This window comes from Flavobacterium sp. TC780 (assembly GCF_056783245.1).
In genome coordinates this window covers 25,059-42,876 of record NZ_JBXBAV010000093.1, presented here as the reverse complement: position 1 = coordinate 42,876, position 17,818 = coordinate 25,059, and the positions used below count along the sequence as shown (strand labels likewise).

The following is a 17,818-nucleotide window of genomic DNA, read 5'->3' as shown; positions in this document are numbered from 1 at the left end:
AGAAATTCAGAGTGGCGAAGGAGATGTAACCGTTATTGGTGAAGGATCTATGCGCCGTTCTTTACAGGAAGCCCGTAAAAACAAAGATGTAAAAGCAATTGTACTTAGAATTGATAGTCCAGGAGGAAGTGCTTTAACTTCTGATTTGATTTGGAGAGAAGTAGAATTAACTAAAAAAGTAAAACCTGTAATTGTTTCTATGGGTAACTATGCAGCATCTGGAGGATATTATATTGCATGTAATGCTAATAAAATATTTGCAGAAAGCAATACAATAACTGGTTCTATTGGAGTTTTTGGAGTACTACCAAATTTCACTCCTTTGGCAAACAAACTAGGAATTAATACTGAACAAGTAAAAACTCACGTAAATGCTGCCAACTATAGTCCGTTTGTACCTTTGGATGAAAACTTCAAAGCTGTAACCTTAGAAAGTGTTGAACATATTTACAAAACTTTTGTAACTCATGTTGCCGAAGGAAGAAAAATGACTTTTGATCAAGTTGATGCTATTGCACAAGGAAGAGTTTGGACTGGTTCTGAAGCCCTTAAAATTGGTCTTGTAGATAAAATTGGAGGCCTAAATGATGCGATAGCTGAAGCTGCAACTCTTGCCAAAATAAAAGACTACAGCACACAAAACTATCCTGAATACGAAAAGAAATTTAATGATATGTTGCAAGGTTTACCTTTTGCAAAATCAAAAGAGAATTTCATTAAAGAAGAAATAGGTGAAGAAAATTATTTTATTATCGAACAAGTAAAAAGATTACAAAATAAAAAAGGAGTACAAGCAATGATGCCCTTTCAAATTAATATTCAATAATTACAACTTCATCACATATTACAATCCGTTTGAGTCTAACTTAAACGGATTTTTTATTTTATATATAATCGCTTAAAGTTAACTCAGGTTTAATTTACTGGTAACACATCTTAAGCGCATCTTGTTGCTACTTTAGCAAAATATTGCAAGGTTAGTTATACAAGCTTTTAAGACATTTTACGCTAGTAGAATTTATAACAATATTACCCTGTTATTTTTTTGAATAGCTTACTCATCTCAGCCCCTCGATATGTAGTAGGCTATTTTTTTTAGATTAAACTGAAGACAAAGCTTACAAATGAATGTGCTTAAGTTTCTTTTTATGATAAAATTACAAAGAGAATCACGCATAAAAGTTTATTTTTGCAAGTAGCAGGTATAAAAACAACCTGAAATCTTGAACGTAAACAACTCAGTATATGAATGTAAAGAAAATTATAAAAATCGCAGGAATAGTAATCGTTTTACTAATTGCATCGTTGTTTGCAATTCCTTATTTTTTTAAAGACCAGATAAAAGCCAAAAATCTGAGGCTATCAATGAAAGTGTTGATGCTAAAGTTAGTTTTGTAGATGCTGATTTGAGTTTGTTTAAAAACTTCCCCGAATGCTAATGTTTCTATAGAGTAAAAACTAGTGATTATCAACAAAGCTCCTTTTGAAGGTGACACTTTAGTTTCATTAGGTGAATTGAATTTAAAAATGAGTATTAAAGAACTTTTCAAAGGAAAAGACGAACCTCTAAGCATTCAAGGTATTGATACCAAAAATGGATTAATCAATATTATATTCGATAAAAATGGTGTTGGGAATTTTGACATTGCTATAAAAAAAAGACAAATCTAAAAAAGACGAAACTGTTAGCAAACCACTTTCTTTAAAAATCCAAGGGTACAAAATTGAAAATTTTACTTTTAGATATTTTGATCAAAGATCCAAAATCAAAATGGTTATCGATAGTTTGAATCATGAAGGAAATGGGGATTTCACAGCTTCGCAGTTGGACTTAACAACTAAATCGACTGCCAAAGTCTCTTTGGATATGGACAAGATCAATTACATGAAAAATGTATCGTTGACTCTTGATGCAGTTTTAGGTATCGATTTAGAGAAAAGCAAATATACCTTTAAAGAAAACAAAGCGCTGATTAATCAATTACCATTAGAGTTTGATGGTTTTATCCAAATGGTTAAAGAGGGGCAACAATATGACTTAAGTTTAAACTCCAACCTCATCGTTTTACAAATTTCTTAGGATTAATTCCTTCTGCTTATGCATCTGGATTAGATGGTGTAAAAACTACTGGAGATTTTACTGTTGCTGGATTTGCCAAAGGATTATATTCAGATACTACAGTTCCTAAATTTAATATTGCAATTGCATCAAACAATGCTTCATTTAAATATCCGAACTTACCAAAATCGGTTCAAAACATTGTAATTGATACTAAGATTATAAATGAAACGGGGATTTTAAATGACACTTATGTAAATTTAGATAAACTTTCATTCAAAATTGATCAGGGATGTTTTAGTGCTAAAGCAAATATCAAGAACATTACTGTAAACCCTATTGTAATATGTAGCCTTGAAAGGAACGATTAATTGAGCTAACCTTTCTAAAGGCATATCCTATAAAGATGGATAAACCTTTATCTGGTATTTTAAAAGCCGATGTAACTACCAATTTTGATATGGCTTCAGTTGAAAAAAGTCAATATCAAAACATTAAAAATGCTGGTACTATGAGCTTATCTGGATTTAAATATACTGATGAGAACAACAAATCAATGAATATTAGCACTGCTTTGGTTCAGTTTACCCCAAGTACAATTAACTTAAAACAATTTGATGCTACAACTGGAAAAAGTGACCTTAGCATAAATGGTGTTCTCGAAAATTTCTATGGTTTTATGTTTAAAAAACAAGAGTTAAGAGGAAATTTCAATATGAATTCAAACCAATTGGCTGTTGATGATTTTATGACTACTGGAGAACCTGCACCAGCTAAAACAGAAACAGATTCTAAAGCAAAAGGCAAACCTGCTGAAGCAATGAAAATCCCAGCTTTCTTAAATTGTACATTAACTGCAAAAGCAAATACGGTTTTATATGACAATTTAAAACTAACCAATGTTGCTGGAAAAATAATTGTAAAAGATGAAAAAGCAACTTTAGAGAACTTTAAAACATCTATTTTTGGTGGAACTATTGGACTAAATGGAGCTATTTCTACAAAAGAAAAAGTTCCTACTTTTAATATGAATTTAGGCTTTAATCAAGTTGATATTGCGCAAACTTTTACGCAATTAGACATGATGAAAAAAATTGCTCCTATTGCAGGAATTATCAATGGTAAATTAAATTCGACTATAAAACTTAACGGAAATCTAAATGCTACCGAACTAACTCCTGATTTAAAATCAATTTCAGGAGATTTGATAGGACAATTACTTTCGACTACTGTAAATGCTAAAAATTCGACGGTATTAAATGCTTTGACTTCAAACATTAAATTCATTGATATGAATAAAGTAAATTTGAACGATATTAAAGCAGCCTTAACTTTTGACAACGGGAAAGTTAACGTAAAACCGTTTGACATTAAATATCAAGACATTAAAATTACTGTTGGTGGAACGCATGGTTTTGACCAAACAATGAACTACAACGTAAAACTTGATGTTCCAGCTAAATATCTAGGATCTGAAGCAAATGCTTTCTTAGCTAAAATGTCTCCTGCTGATGCTGCCAAATTGCAAAGCATTCCGATTAACGCATTAATTAGTGGGAATTTCTCTAACCCGAAAGTTTCTACCGATATGAAAAGTGCCGTTACAAATTTAACTACACAATTGGTTAATCAGCAAAAAGAGAAACTAACTAAACAAGGTACTACTGCTTTAACGGATTTGATTAATAAAAACACCAAATCAAAAGATACTACAAAAGCTGGCGCTGCTAATAAAGAAAAAACTACCGAACAGGTAAATAAAGCTGCCGATTTATTAAACGGTTTGTTTAAGAAAAGAAAAAGAAGAGCCTGCAACGACTCCATAAAGCCATATCATTAAATTTAAAAAGCCTAAAAATATTAATTTTTAGGCTTTTTTTATTACTAAAACAAGGTATCAGGATCTGTTAGTTTATCTAACTCCCCTTTTAATTCTGTTTTTAAAATACTCAATCCAAGCTGATATGAAGCATTCATCCAACCGAAACCTTCTTCGGTAATATAATCGAATGCCGTACCTACATTCCCATATTCGGCAAATATTTTAAGGGAACTGGTTTCTAAATTAAATTTCTCCGGAATAGTCCCATTATAGTCTACTGCATTTCGAGTAATAAGCCATAACCATTGATAAATCATTTCCTGAGCTTCATTTACATAATTATAGTTCAGTAATCCTTCCCATAAAAACATTTGATGTGGCGCCCATCCAAAAGGGTAATCCCATTGTCGCTGTGGTGAGTTTACATCTAGGTCATCTATTGCTTCTTTAGTACTTCCTGCAATTCCTCCTTTTAATTTAAATTTCGGCAATGCATTTTTAACTAAAACTTCTGCTTGTTCTTTGCTGCATAATTTTGCCCAAAGCGGATAAAATGTTGCTGCTGCATCAAATTGGTGTGGTTCATTCTTTATAAAATTATAATCGTAATAAATCCCTGCATCCTTATCCCAAAGCAATTCATTAATTTTTTCTTTTCTTAGAGCTGCTTTTTCTTTCCAATATTCACTAGAATATGTTGTGTGTTTTTCATCTACAAAATGATTATCGAACTCTGTTTCAATCAAGAAAGCAATATCGGTTTCATATTTATAAAGCAAACTATTTAAATCTATCGTGTTTAAATCAGCACAAACATTTACAAATCGATTTGTTGTATCATGACCACTTTCTCTCATACTACGATCATGCACAAAATAAGCATCTAGACTTGCATCAGTAATTTCTCTATCAAGGTATTTTTTCTCAAATTCCCTTAAAGGCAACTTATGTAACTGTGCATATTTTTCCAAAACATCATCAAAATGCCCTACCTCAACTTCAAACGGAAGTCCAATTCCTTCAGCTTTATATCGGTTTAATCCATTTGAGGTAAGTCGCTTTCCTTCTTCCATCCAAACCGATTGATATTCTTTTATCGCAGTATGAAGGTGTCTTGCTATCCAATCTTTTTTTGTTTTTTCTTGTTTTGCAATGGCGACAATTAAAGAAGTATATAAAGGTGGTTGCGTTCGAGTTAAATAATAACTTCTGTTTGCATTTAGAATTTTTCCGTAATGATCAATTTGATATTTAAAATTCTCCGCTATTCCAATAGCTAATTCTAGTTTATTATCTAACAAAAGTCCTATAGCAATAAAATAGCTATCCCAACCATACATTTCATTAAATCGACCGCCAGGAACCACAAATGGAATCCCTTTTATCTCATTATTTTCTTGTTGCAATGCCAATGCTAAAATCCCTGGCTTTTTGTTTAAAGTCAGCACATATTCTGATGAAATATCATTGGCTAGCTGAACCACTTTTAATTTAGGAATAGATTTCTCTAACTCTTTAAAATACTCAAAAGCTACAGCATCTGTAGCAGGAACATACAAATAAGAAATTGCATTTTCTATCTTTTCATCTTCTACAATTTTAGCAACTCCTTTGGCATCAATAGTCCTCGTTAATCCGTTCCAATACAAATCTTTTATTTTTCTAGAAATACGGCTTACTGGGTTCTCTATTATTTCGGAGCTATTTATTTCTGTAAATTCTGAATTGTTTTTTTTAGACAGTGCCAATTCCTGTAATAAATTAGACAGATAATAAGTTCCTTCAACATTTAAAGAATTTCCGTTTTCGTCTTCCAATAAAAAACTTTTAGGTCCTTTATCATCTACCGTAATTTTTTTATCACCATCCGTATCTTCTTGTGCCAATAACCGCTGTAACGTCTGATTTATGTTTAGTTTAAATTTCATTTTTAGTCGTTATTTTTTTTAATATAAAGAATGAGACCAATAATAATGACATTGGAATCAAGGTGTAATAAAATGCATTTTGTGGCCCTTGATTTTGGAATAACCATCCGATTATTCTTGAGCCTATTGTACCTCCCAGTGCTGAAAACACTACGATTAATCCTGTCATTGAGCTATGCAGTTTTTTAGGCAAAGCACTTAATATAACCGAATTGAGTAACGGATAAATAGGTGCAATAAATAATCCTACAAGCGGAAATGCGAAACCTATTAATGGGATTTCACTAAAGGAATGGATCGTTTTCACCTCTAGTCCTACTGCTTTTGGCAATACAAAAATTACAATAAGCATGGCACATATTATACAGAAACTCAGTACCCAAATCCAGTTTATTTTTTTGGTAATTTCACCTGCTAGAATTCGCCCAACTGCTAAAGAAATAGCTAGAATACTAGCCATCATTATGCTGTTATTTTCGGATAAGTGAAGTACTTTATCATTAAATGTTGGTAACCAAGACATGATTCCTTGTTCTATCATTACAAACAAAAAAGCACTAACTACAAAAACAATCACCAATGATTTTGCCATCAGCTTAATCATTTGTACAAAATCATCAGCAAGATTTGCTCCTTGAATTTCTACTGGTTTTTCTATTTTTATAAAAAACAAAAAACCAAATGATAGTGATGTTAACAATGCCAAAAACCAATACACATTAAGCCAAGAATCGGGATTAGCATCAGTATTAAATGCAGGAAATAAAAAATAGGCCAATGCAATTCCTATCATAAAAACACCTTCAACACTACTCATTAATGCATTATGCTCCTTTTGATTTTCCGTTACTGTGCCTATAAGCGAATAAACCGATACTTTTATTAGTGAAAAGAAACTCCAACGGTTGCAAAAAGCAATTTGGCATAATTAAACGAATTACCATAAAACATAGCAATGCAAGCAAAAGTCACCAATCCTAACCCCATAAGCATTGCTTTTTTATAACCTATTCTTGGTAAAAATGAAGCTATTAAAAATGAAACAATTGCGATTGGTAAATCCTTAAAAGCTTCTAGAATACTAGCTTGTAATTCGTTTACGCCATAATTTTTTTGCGCTTTTAAAATTACTATCCCAACGCTGTTCAGTAATATTGCAAATACAAAGTAATTGAGATATAATACTGCTGTTATTCCTGCTTTTTTCATCTTAACCTATTGATTTACTAACGAATGTAACAAAAAACCAAATGCTGTTATTAAAACAGCATTCGGCTGAACTAATTAATACTCGTCGAGTATAATAAAAAACACAATATTTTATTTATTTTAACCCGTTGGGTGTAATTATTTTAACACATAGAAACATAGTCTTTTTAGCTAAAAATAAGGCATTTCATTTATTTAAAGTGCGCAGAGTTAGCTATGCGAAAGAAATGTATTTCTTTTTGTATTCTTTTTTACACATAAAATCTATGTTTCTATGTGTTTGATTAAGCTTTTGTGACCCAGTAAAGCGAATAGACGAAGTAATTACACCCCAACGGATTTATTTTAATAAAAACTCTACATCTATATAATCTCGCAATGACGCTAAGTCGCAAAGTTTCTACAAATTATTTTCTTTGTGTCTCGGCTTCTTTACGAGAGAACCTAAAAGTTAATTGCTACAGAAAATCTAAATGCTCGTCCTAAAATTGGTCTTGCCAAAAATACATCTGTATCTGATGTTGATTGTCTAGGATTGCCTTCTGTCAAACCAATCTCGTTGAACAAATTAGTTCCATCAACAGCGAATCGTAAATTATTAACAGTGTAGCTTAAACCAGCTCCAACTTCTTTAAAGGCTGGCAAAACTTGTTTATTATCCTGATTTGTATATTTTTTATCAAAATAAGAATATTGAGCATACCCTGATAATCTTTTTGTTATATCAACCTCTGGTCTTATTACACAAAAGAATTTAGGAATTCTACGAGCAGTGTTTCCGTTAAAATTAAAAGTACTTCCATCAGTGTTTTGGCCTGTAAAATTATCATACTCTGGATTTTGAACTGTAAAATTGAAGTTCAATCTAGCAATACTATATCTTAGATTTGTTTCTACTTCTAATCCTAAATTGTTTACATCCGCAAATTTATTTTCAGATGACCCATCTGCTAATATATCTGTAAAAGCAACATTTTTTAAATTCATATGAAATAAGTTGGCATTTACCGAAAGGAAAGAATTAGTATATTTATACCCCAACTCTAATTGGTTTACAAAAGTATTTTCTAGTTTACTCAAATTTTTGGCATTGTCATAAAATGATTCTTCGATTGGTGATCTAAAACCATGGCTATATCTTAAATAAGAAGCCATATTTTCATTAAACTTATAATTCCCTGCTGCTGTATAAGAGAGTTCACTCACATCATATCTCCAATACGTATATGGATTGCCTTGTATTGTAGTTACTGCATCATCTGCTGTGTTATTATCCAAAACTCCTAAATTTTCAGCATCAAAACGTGCATTATCTCTGTATCCGGAATACACATTTTTATCGTATCTCACCCCAGCGTTAAACGTTAGTTTGTCTGTAGCTTGAATTTCGGCATCAACATAAAAATCATTTAACTTCCCTTTTGTTTGTGCATCTCTTTCTAACCACGTAATTCTTTCTATTCCATTCCATGTATGTGCTATTCCGCTTGCAGTATTGTTTACGTTTACTAATCTTGGATTATCAGTAACATCTACCAAGTAATTACTCCAATTCCAGTATTGATTTGATTTCCAATTGGAGTAATAATACCCAACTGTAAGATTCACTGGTTTTAAATCAAAATTAAAAGACAAGTTATTAGCAAAATTGTCCATTTGTTTATGAATGTACCAATGATCTGCTCTCATAATTAATGCATTTGGATCTAATGCTGCATTATTATCTACGTATGTATAACTTAAATCTCCTGTGTTTGCTGGGGCTAATTTTTGTATATCTGTTGCATAACCAGCTTGTGTCCAAGGTCCACCGCTACTATAAATTGCATTGTAATTCAAATCTATTTTAGTACTTCTGAATGGATTTTTCAGGGTAACTTTATCTGCTATTTTCTTTTTAAACTCAGCTCCAATAGCATCAACAACTGGATGAACTCCGTCTTTCTAAATCGGCTTTAAAAGTTCCTCCTCCATATTGTGGCACACTTAAACGAGAAAAGTTTGCTGAAGTCAACGTTCCATAATTTGGATCAAATCCTGCTACCCCCTCTATTTTTCCGTTATTGCTTTTTAATGGTATTGGCAAATAGAATGTATTTCTATCATCTAGTTTTTTGTAATTTAATCTCAAATATCCTCCATCATCAAACTTATACGCAAGATTCATTTTTACTTGTCCACCTTTATTTGCTGTAAAACCCGTTTTTCTTATTCCATCATCGGCTCTATAAAATCCTCCTACATTAAAAAACAGTTTATCTTTTACCAATGCTCCACCTAAATTAAGATCGGTACGAAACAATCCATAATCTCCAACAGTAAGTTTAGCTCTTCCCTGAAACTCATTTTGTCCTGTTTTCGAAATGAAATTGACAATTCCCCCTCGTGCATTCGAAGCAAAAATCGATGCTGAACCTCCACGAACGGCTTCCATTTTGCTTACTGTCTCATCAAGTCTGTACCAGTTATCTGCATTTGCAAATTGCAAAGCTCCATCTTCAAAAACGGGTAAACCATCTTCTTGGATTTGTACATATTCGTACGCTCCTGCCGATGGGATTCCTCTTGCAAAAAGGTTATTCCCTACTTCTCCTCCTGACGTTTCTACAACAAATCCTGGAATAGTCTGAAGAAGATCTGCTGTACTTATTGGTGCTCTATTTTCAATAGCTTTTGCTCCTAATGTCGTAATTGCAATGCTTGATTCTAATTTTGATCTTGGATTTGATGAACCTGTAACAACTACTTCTTTTAGACTTTGAGATTCGGCTTCTAAATGAAAATCAATTTTTATATTTTCTCCATCTTTAAGAGTAACATTCTTTTGAGTTGATTTGTATCCAATATTTGTAACAAGAATAATGTAAGTCCCACTTGAAAGATTAAAAAATGTATATCCTCCATCTGCATCTGTACTCACCGCTAGTGAAACGTCTCGGATAACGATATTCGCCCCTGGCGCTGATTGTCCGTTTTCATCGAATACTTGTCCAGAAATACTGCTTTTTTCTTGTGAAAAAATCATTGCTGGAAGAATGAATAGCAATAACATCCAGAACGAGGTTATTGTGCTAGAATTAAACTTTTTCATGATTTATTATTTGGTTAGGTTATTAGTTAGGGTAAAACTATTGCCTATTTATTTATATCAATGAAGTATTTTATCGAAAACGTTTTCGATTTAACCGAAAACGTTTTCGATTCAATAAATTTAATTAATTATCAATTAGTTTTATTACATTTATTCTATGAATGATACCAGACTTATAGACATTGCCGCTGCTTTAGGAATTTCTGTTACTACAGTTTCAAAAGCATTAAAAGGGTACACTGATATTAGCGATACTACCAGAGCAAGAGTTCTTGAAATGGTAGAAACTATGAATTACAAACCCAATGCCAATGCAGTAAATCTAAGAACTAACGAAACCAAAACTCTTGGTGTTGTTATCCCTACTATGGTACATCATTTCTTTTCGAGTGTCTTAAATGGAATTATCGACGAAGCAGAAAACAGAGGGTATCTTGTAATTATTTTACAATCTAATGAAAAGTATGAGCTGGAGAAAAAGCAGATTGCCTTGCTACAGCAAAAAAGAGTGGATGGAATTTTAATTTCATTATCCAATGAAACGGATGATTTCTCTCATATTAATGATGCGATAAAAAAGAATACTCCTGTAGTATTGTTTGATAAAATTGCCAAATTGGTAGATTGCTCTAAAGTCGTTATCAATGACCGAAAAGCTGCTTATGATGCTGTCACGTATTTAATAAATAAAGGATATAAAAAGATTGCTCATTTTAGAGGTTCTTATACTCCCCAAAATTCTATTGATCGTTTTCTTGGATATAAAAAAGCGTTGGAGGATCATAATATTCCTTACGATCCTACACTGGTTTATTTATGTGATCACAACTCCGATTTTGAAGATGGTTATGCCAATGCACAAAAACTAGTTGCTGAGCATAAAGACGTTGATGCTGTTTTTGCCATCACCGATTTGGTAGCTATTGGCATTATAAAATACCTCAACGATATGCATATTAAGATTCCAGAGCAAATTGCCGTTTTTGGTTTTAGCAATTGGTTTATGTCTACCGTAATTTCGCCAAAGCTTACCACGATTGACCAACCCGGTTACGATATTGGTCAACGTGCCGCTTCTATATTAATAAATGAAATTGCTCAAATTAAAGAACATCTTCCAGTTATACATCAAACTATCGAACTCCCAACGCTCATTATTGAGAGAGAATCAACGATAAAAAACTAATAAATACACACTTTCAATTATTCCAACACATAGAAACATAGCTTAACTTTCAAATTATAAAAAGACGTTTCACTCAAAATAAACCACATAGCACTATGTGAAAAAATCATGATTTTCTAGAAATTATTTAAATTTTAAATCTATGTTTCTATGTGTTAAATATCAATTTTAGAATTATACATTTATTGTTACTACATATCCTTCGGATCCACGGATATTAAAGACTGTACCGTCTGCAAATAATAAATACTGCCCTTTTATTCCTGTAAGTTTTCCTTGAAAAGTTGGTGTTTTATCTAAACTTAAACTCGCTACTTTCTTTGGATATTCAAGAACTGGATAATGCATTTCATACAAATCATTTTTCTCTGGAAAGAAATAATCACGAACTTCATCTGGAATCAAACTCTCGACTTTAGCTTTCTCTAAAATCAAATCAACGCTTTCGATATTATTCTGAAGCATCTTTCTCCAATTCGTTTTATCAGCATAATGGCTCTTTAATGCTACCTCAGTAATTCCTGCCAAATAACGATTCGGAACTTCTACGATTGCCAATGCTTGTGTTGCTCCTTGATCTATCCAACGTGTAGGTACTTGTGTCTTTCTGGTCACCCCGACTTTTACTTCGCTGGATAAAGCCAGATATACTATATGTGGTTGTAATTGAACTTTTTCTTCATATACCAAATCACGATCTTGGATTCCTAAATGTGCCGTACTTAATTCTGGTTTCATAATCCAATCACCAACAGCCGGACTTGAGTAAAAACAATCATAACAAAATCCCTGACGGAATATTTTTTTCTTCTTACCACAATTTAAACATTGGTAGCCTACAAAACTGATTTCAATGTCTTTATTCAATAATTGATTGACGTTAATAAAACTGTCTTCAAAAACCAAATAATATTGAATTGGGTTCCCCATTTCGGTTTGCATCTTTGTAAGTACACCTTGATATTGCATTAAATTTTAATTTTTAGATTGCTACTTTTAAATTTTAAACTCACCTCGAGGAATTTAAAGTTTTTATTGTTAAAATTCCATTTTTGAATTGGAATCTTTATCCTAAATAGAATTGTCGTTTGTAAAAAAACACTATTTTTGATACAACGACAAAGTTAGTATTTGTCTATCGATATTCAAATCTTAAATTCCTGACTTTTTGCGTTAGTAAAAAAATCAGGAATCTAAAATCTAAAATCATTCATGCCTCTATCAATAATCAATTCATTTGCCTCTTGGGTTCTTAAACAAAGAATTCATCAAATAGAGCTTTTCCTTAAATACCCAAATGAAGTTCAGGAAGAACTTCTTCATAATTTAATATTGGCAGCCGAGAATACTATTATCGGTAAACAATATGATTTTGCTTCAATTAATTCTTATAAAACTTTTTCTGAAAGGTTACCTATTGCAACTTACGAAGAGCTACAACCTTTAATTGAGCGCACGCGCCAAGGCGAGCAAAATGTTTTTTGGGAAACTCCTATAAAATGGTTTGCAAAATCTAGCGGAACTACCAACGCTAAAAGTAAATTTATCCCTGTAAGTAATGAAGCTTTAGAGGATTGTCATTATAAAGGAAGTAAAGACTTATTGTGTTTGTATCTGAATAATAATGAAGATTCAGAATTGTTTCTGGGTAAGAGCCTTCGCTTGGGCGGAAGTTCTCAAATTTATGAAAACAACAATACTTTCTTTGGGGATCTATCGGCTATATTAATTGAAAACATGCCTATTTGGGCAGAATTTAGCAGCACACCTAGCAATAAAACGTCGCTTATGAGCGAATGGGAAACTAAAATTGCTGCTATTATTAATGAAACTAAAAATGAAAATGTAACCAGTTTTGCTGGTGTCCCTTCATGGATGTTGGTTTTAATGAATCGTGTTCTTGAAGATTCTGGAAAAGGGAATTTATTTGAAATATGGCCTAATCTGGAAGTTTATTTTCATGGTGGCGTGAGTTTTTCTCCTTACAGAGAACAATACAAAAACATATTACCTAAAAAAGATTTTAAATACTACGAAATATACAATGCTTCTGAAGGTTTCTTTGCCATTCAGGATTTAAATAATTCTAGTGATCTATTACTAATGTTAGATTACGGAATTTTCTACGAATTTATTCCGATGGAGACTTTTGGGAAACCGGAACAAAAAGTAATCCGATTAGCCGATGTGGAATTGAATAAAAACTATGCGATAGTAATTACTACCAATTCTGGTTTATGGCGTTATTTAATTGGTGATACGGTTCGTTTTACTTCTTTAAATCCATACCGAATTCGTGTTACAGGAAGAACCAAACATCATATTAATGTTTTTGGTGAAGAGCTTATGGTCGAAAATACGGATCAGGCTATTGCCAAAGCATGCCAGTTAACAAATACTGAAGTTATAGATTACACTGTAGCTCCGATATTTATGCAAGACAAAGAAAAGGGCGCTCACGAATGGATGATTGAGTTTAAGAAAAAACCTGCTGATGTAGGACTTTTCCAAAAAGCACTTGATGAAACCTTGCAATCCCTAAACTCCGATTACGAAGCCAAACGTTATAATAATATGACGCTAAATCCTTTGGTGATTAATGTTGCCAGAGAAAATTTATTTTATGATTGGTTAAAAGAAAAAGACAAATTGGGCGGCCAACATAAAATACCTAAGACTTTCAAACCAAAGAGATTATTTGGAGCAGTTGAAGGGGATGTAATGAGCAATTCAAACAAATATAAACTTAGAGAACCTCAACTCGAAGCTGAAATTTATTACTTGACTGAACAAGAAGGAGGACGTAAAACCGCTGTTAACAATGGTTATCGCGGGCAATTTCACTATAATGGGAAAGACTGGGATGCTCCACAGCAATTCATAGACAAAGAAACTTGTAATCTAGGCGAGACAGTAAAAGTTTATTTACAAACATTAAGTCCTGACTTTCATATTGGACATTTTTTTGTTGGACAGGAATTTGAAACCAGAGAAGGCTCAAAAATAGTTGGCAAAGGAAAAATCACTCGCATAATAAGACCAGACTTCAATTACTGGAATGGTTCTACCTTTCTAAAGACACTTGATAAAAACATTAAGCCATATTCTGATACTAATGATTTTCTTAAGATTCGTACTGACCTTGAAAGTTGGTTAACTAACACATCAATAATTAAAAATATTGAGTTTGAAATAACAGGCAATTTAGAATGTATGATATTGATAAAATGTAAACTCATCAACAAAAACTTACAACCAAGAGAAGTTGCACATAAAATTATTGAAGGCTGGAAAACTAATTTAATTCCTTCTAATCAACTTTATAAAGTTGAAATGAACACAAGTTTTGACTGGAATAAAAATCAATTACAGACAGATAAGTTCATTTTATCGTTTGCAACTTGGCACTCAATCTTTCTAACTGGACAAATTATAGTAAAAAGATAAAAAATCAGATAGTACAATTCGTTCGCACTAGGAGGAAAAATCAAAATTAACTACTTTTTTATTGAAAGGGAAAATCCTTTGATTACAAGGGTTTTTTGCTATATTTGCTTTTCCTAAATTACAGAATCATGACATCTAAAAAACTTTTGCCCGTGCGGTATGGTGGCGGTATTGGAAACAACCGTAACACTTCTGTAAGTGTAGGACACCTTAGCTACACGGGTTTTATATTTCCTAAAATTACAGAGTTATGATTACAAACACAAACAACCTTTCAGAAGAAGCCAAAACAAGGCTTATGAATTTTTTCAGCCATATGATAGAACCAAAAGATATGGCTAAGGTAATTAGGCAAGCAAATTATCTTCTTGCTATAAGTGCTATTAGGGAAAATCAATGCCTTCAGAACGAAATGATCAACTTCGAAAACAGCTTTTATTGGCTCAATGAATTAGCCGAAGCTTTAAATCCTTATTTGAATGTAGAATAAGTTTTAATTCGCATATTTTTATTAAACCTCGATTTAAAAAAATCGAGGTTTTTTTGTTTAATTTCTAGGGTTAGCGTAAACATTCTACTTGTTTACGCGATTTTGTCAGGCTGAGCGGAGTTGAAGGGCATACGGAGCTTCGACTCCGCTCAGCCTGACATTATTGTAAATAAACTACATCATATCAATATATCGGTCATGATATCCTAATAGATATAAAACACCGTCGAGTCCTAAACTTGAAATCGAGGTTGATGCATTTTCTTTTACGGTAGGTTTTGCATGAAAGGCGATTCCTAGACCTGCTAAATTTAACATTGGCAAATCGTTGGCCCCATCTCCTACTGCTATAGTTTGATTGATGTGAATTCCTTCCTTTTCGGCAATTGCTTTTAAATATTCGGCTTTCTTCTGTCCATCGACGATGTCGCCTAAATATTTACCTGTTAGCTTACCATCTTTAATTTCTAATTGGTTGGCATGCACATAATCGATCCCTAACTCTTTTTGCAAATATTCTCCAAAATAGGTAAATCCTCCTGATAATATAGCAGTTTTATATCCGTAATATTTTAGGGCTTTCATTAAGCGATGTGCTCCTTTGGTTATTGGTAATTTTTCGGCAACGGATTGTAAAACGTCTTCGCTCAAACCTTCTAACAATGCCATACGTTGTTTGAAACTTTCGTTGAAATCTATTTCGCCATTCATAGCCGATTCTGTAATTGCTCTTACTTGCTCACCTACTCCATTCAGTTCCGCTAGCTCGTCAATTACTTCAGTTTGAATTAAGGTCGAATCCATATCAAAACAAACTAAACGTCGGTTTCTTCTATAAATATTATCTTCCTGAAATGAAATATCTACATTTAGGGTTCTGGAAATTTCCATGAAACTTGCTGTCATTGCAATCTTATCTACAACATCTCCTGTTAGTGATAGCTGTATGCATGAACGTGGATATTCTTCTGTTTCAACAACAGATGTTCTTCCTGTTAATCGTATTATAGATACAATATTTAAATTTTGATCGGATAATAATTTTGCAACTGCTGCTAATTGTGATGCTGCTAATTTTTCTCCTAGGATATTAACTATATAGCGTTGCTTAGATTGTGTTTTAACCCACTTTTCGTAATCTTCAATAGAAATTGGGATAAACTTTACCTTAACTTCTAATTCATAAGCTTTAAACAACAAGTCTTTTAGAACTGGTCCTGAAGTGGAACCTGCTTCAATTTCAAACAAAATCCCTAGAGAAAGTGTGTCATGAATATCGGCTTGTCCAATGTCTAAAATAACGGCATCATAGGTAGCCAATACTGCTGTTAATCCTGCTGTAACTCCTGGTTTATCATGACCTGAAACTTTTAATAAAATAATCTCTTTATCTTCTGTTGTCATTTTATCTTTATTGATTTAGAAGTGACAAAAATCGGCAATCTATTGTTGATAAAAAAGAATATGCTTTGTTTTCTTGTAAAGAAAAAACACAAATCAGCATGATTTATTTAAATAATTTAATCTTCTGCTCTAATGCTTAAAACAACTTGTATTGGGACAACTTTTAATAAAAAAGATTATTTAGAACAACTGAAGAAACAAGTAGGTCTTGTTCTAAAATCACCCTAAATAATCTCCTGAATTAATTACCTTTTAGTAATTATTTTAATTTAGCTACTTGGCATATTCTCATCAAAATTCACCATCCAGTTTACTCCAAACTTATCTGTAAACATTCCGAAATAAGCTCCCCAAAAGGTTTTACCCATTGGCATAAATGGATTCCCCCCTGCTGAGAGTCCGTTAAAAATTCTGTCACCTTCTTGTGCACTTTCAACATTGATTGAAACTGAAAAATTTCCTCCAAAGGTTACAGCACCTGATTGTTCGGTACTATCGCTTCCCATTAAAATAGTTTGACCGATAGGTAAACTGACGTGCATAATTCTTTCTGCTTCTTCACTGTCACTTGATACTTGAGAACAATTCTCATCTGCAGGCATATCTTTGAATTTTCCAATGTATGCAAATTCACCTCCAAAAACTGATTTGTAAAATAGAAATGCTTCTTCGCAATTTCCATTAAAAATTAAATAGGGATTTACTGTTGCCATGATATTTTTTTTTATTGTTAGTATTCTTTTTCTTCTGATAATTCTTTTGCCTTTTCTAATCCTTTCGGAAAAACATCTTTAAAATAATCTATATATTTTTCGAGCGTATCAACTTTAGCATCAAGAATAGTATAATCATTCTCTTGAGTCAATCGATACGTTTCCATTGCGCCTGTCCATGTTTTTGTTTCTTCGTCGATTGGCATTTCTTTAAAATCTTTTAATCCGCTTATATGCTTGAATGCCATATATTCGTTTGGTATTTTCTTTTCGATAATACTATTCATTCCTTCTCCATTTGGATTTAAAAAATGAATTTTATCTCCTTCGTTCCAATTGCTTACCACATAAGTACCTTCACAGAAAATACTTGTCCATTTTCGATAGGTTTCATCTGTCCATAAAATATTCCAAACTGTTTCTCTCGAAGCTTTAATCTTGATCTTAAATTCTAATGTTTCCATAATCT

The 17,818-nt window shown here is 32.5% G+C and carries 14 protein-coding genes and 2 pseudogenes; 8 read left to right on the top strand and 8 right to left on the bottom strand.

Translation table 11 applies throughout. The features are described from left to right. The 4 genes from sppA to AC1RYN_RS09940 form a co-directional block, all read left to right on the top strand. On the top strand, positions 1-826 hold an 826-nt coding region (gene sppA, locus AC1RYN_RS09955), incomplete at its 5' end, for a signal peptide peptidase SppA (RefSeq protein ID WP_481806852.1). A 635-nt stretch (positions 827-1,461) separates the two neighbouring features. Beyond that, positions 1,462-1,671: a hypothetical protein gene (locus AC1RYN_RS09950; protein ID WP_481806851.1), complete on the top strand. Its 210-nt coding sequence runs from the start codon at positions 1,462-1,464 to the stop codon at positions 1,669-1,671. Between the two features lie 100 nt (positions 1,672-1,771). Then, a complete protein-coding gene (locus tag AC1RYN_RS09945) occupies positions 1,772-2,080 on the top strand; it encodes a hypothetical protein (protein ID WP_481806850.1) in 309 nt (102 codons plus the stop codon). 385 nt (positions 2,081-2,465) lie between these two features. Then, positions 2,466-3,899, top strand: coding sequence for an AsmA family protein (locus AC1RYN_RS09940; RefSeq protein WP_481806849.1), 1,434 nt, complete (start codon positions 2,466-2,468; stop codon positions 3,897-3,899). Between the two features lie 44 nt (positions 3,900-3,943). On the opposite strand, the gene AC1RYN_RS09935 is transcribed toward AC1RYN_RS09940, so the two are convergent. The 4 genes and pseudogenes from AC1RYN_RS09935 to AC1RYN_RS09920 form a co-directional block, all read right to left on the bottom strand. Beyond that, positions 3,944-5,809, bottom strand: a complete 1,866-nt coding sequence (locus AC1RYN_RS09935) for a trehalase family glycosidase (RefSeq protein WP_481806848.1) — start codon at positions 5,807-5,809, stop codon at positions 3,944-3,946. Next, positions 5,799-7,018 (bottom strand): annotated as a pseudogene (locus tag AC1RYN_RS09930) (MFS transporter). The gene AC1RYN_RS09935 and the pseudogene AC1RYN_RS09930 overlap by 11 nt, the downstream one beginning before the upstream one ends. A 444-nt stretch (positions 7,019-7,462) precedes the next feature. Beyond that, positions 7,463-8,857, bottom strand: a complete 1,395-nt coding sequence (locus tag AC1RYN_RS09925) for a TonB-dependent receptor domain-containing protein (protein ID WP_481806847.1) — start codon at positions 8,855-8,857, stop codon at positions 7,463-7,465. 79 nt (positions 8,858-8,936) lie between these two features. Next, positions 8,937-10,109 (bottom strand): carboxypeptidase-like regulatory domain-containing protein, encoded by a 1,173-nt coding sequence (locus tag AC1RYN_RS09920; RefSeq protein ID WP_481806846.1) that lies wholly within the window; start codon positions 10,107-10,109, stop codon positions 8,937-8,939. A gap of 157 nt (positions 10,110-10,266) precedes the next feature. On the opposite strand from AC1RYN_RS09920, the gene AC1RYN_RS09915 reads away from it, so the two are divergent. After that, entirely contained in the window at positions 10,267-11,295 is a 1,029-nt protein-coding gene (locus AC1RYN_RS09915; RefSeq protein ID WP_481806845.1) for a LacI family DNA-binding transcriptional regulator, read from the top strand. A gap of 174 nt (positions 11,296-11,469) precedes the next feature. Here the strand turns inward: AC1RYN_RS09915 and AC1RYN_RS09910 are convergent, their stop codons facing one another. After that, entirely contained in the window at positions 11,470-12,264 is a 795-nt protein-coding gene (locus AC1RYN_RS09910; protein ID WP_481806844.1) for a DUF2797 domain-containing protein, read from the bottom strand. Between the two features lie 243 nt (positions 12,265-12,507). Between AC1RYN_RS09910 and AC1RYN_RS09905 the strand changes: the two are divergent. The 3 genes and pseudogenes from AC1RYN_RS09905 to AC1RYN_RS09895 all read left to right on the top strand — a co-directional run bounded on the left by AC1RYN_RS09905 (position 12,508) and on the right by AC1RYN_RS09895 (position 15,232). Further along, positions 12,508-14,017, top strand: a pseudogene (locus AC1RYN_RS09905) (GH3 auxin-responsive promoter family protein). Continuing rightward, positions 14,017-14,742: an EF-Tu C-terminal domain-related protein gene (locus AC1RYN_RS09900; protein WP_481806843.1), complete on the top strand. Its 726-nt coding sequence runs from the start codon at positions 14,017-14,019 to the stop codon at positions 14,740-14,742. Before AC1RYN_RS09905 ends, AC1RYN_RS09900 begins: the two are co-directional and overlap by 1 nt. Positions 14,743-14,992: 250 nt before the next feature. Then, positions 14,993-15,232, top strand: a complete 240-nt coding sequence (locus tag AC1RYN_RS09895) for a hypothetical protein (RefSeq protein ID WP_230604309.1) — start codon at positions 14,993-14,995, stop codon at positions 15,230-15,232. A 174-nt stretch (positions 15,233-15,406) separates the two neighbouring features. Here AC1RYN_RS09895 and serB read toward each other — a convergent pair whose 3' ends face one another. The 3 genes from serB to AC1RYN_RS09880 all read right to left on the bottom strand — a co-directional run bounded on the left by serB (position 15,407) and on the right by AC1RYN_RS09880 (position 17,813). Further along, positions 15,407-16,636, bottom strand: coding sequence for a phosphoserine phosphatase SerB (serB, locus tag AC1RYN_RS09890; RefSeq protein WP_481806842.1), 1,230 nt, complete (start codon positions 16,634-16,636; stop codon positions 15,407-15,409). Positions 16,637-16,905: 269 nt separating this feature from the next. Beyond that, positions 16,906-17,349 carry a VOC family protein gene (locus AC1RYN_RS09885; RefSeq protein ID WP_481806841.1) on the bottom strand — a complete coding sequence of 148 codons (444 nt, stop codon included), beginning with the start codon at positions 17,347-17,349 and terminating at the stop codon, positions 16,906-16,908. A gap of 17 nt (positions 17,350-17,366) precedes the next feature. Further along, a complete protein-coding gene (locus AC1RYN_RS09880) occupies positions 17,367-17,813 on the bottom strand; it encodes an SRPBCC family protein (protein WP_481806840.1) in 447 nt (148 codons plus the stop codon). Positions 17,814-17,818: the final 5 nt, after the last annotated feature.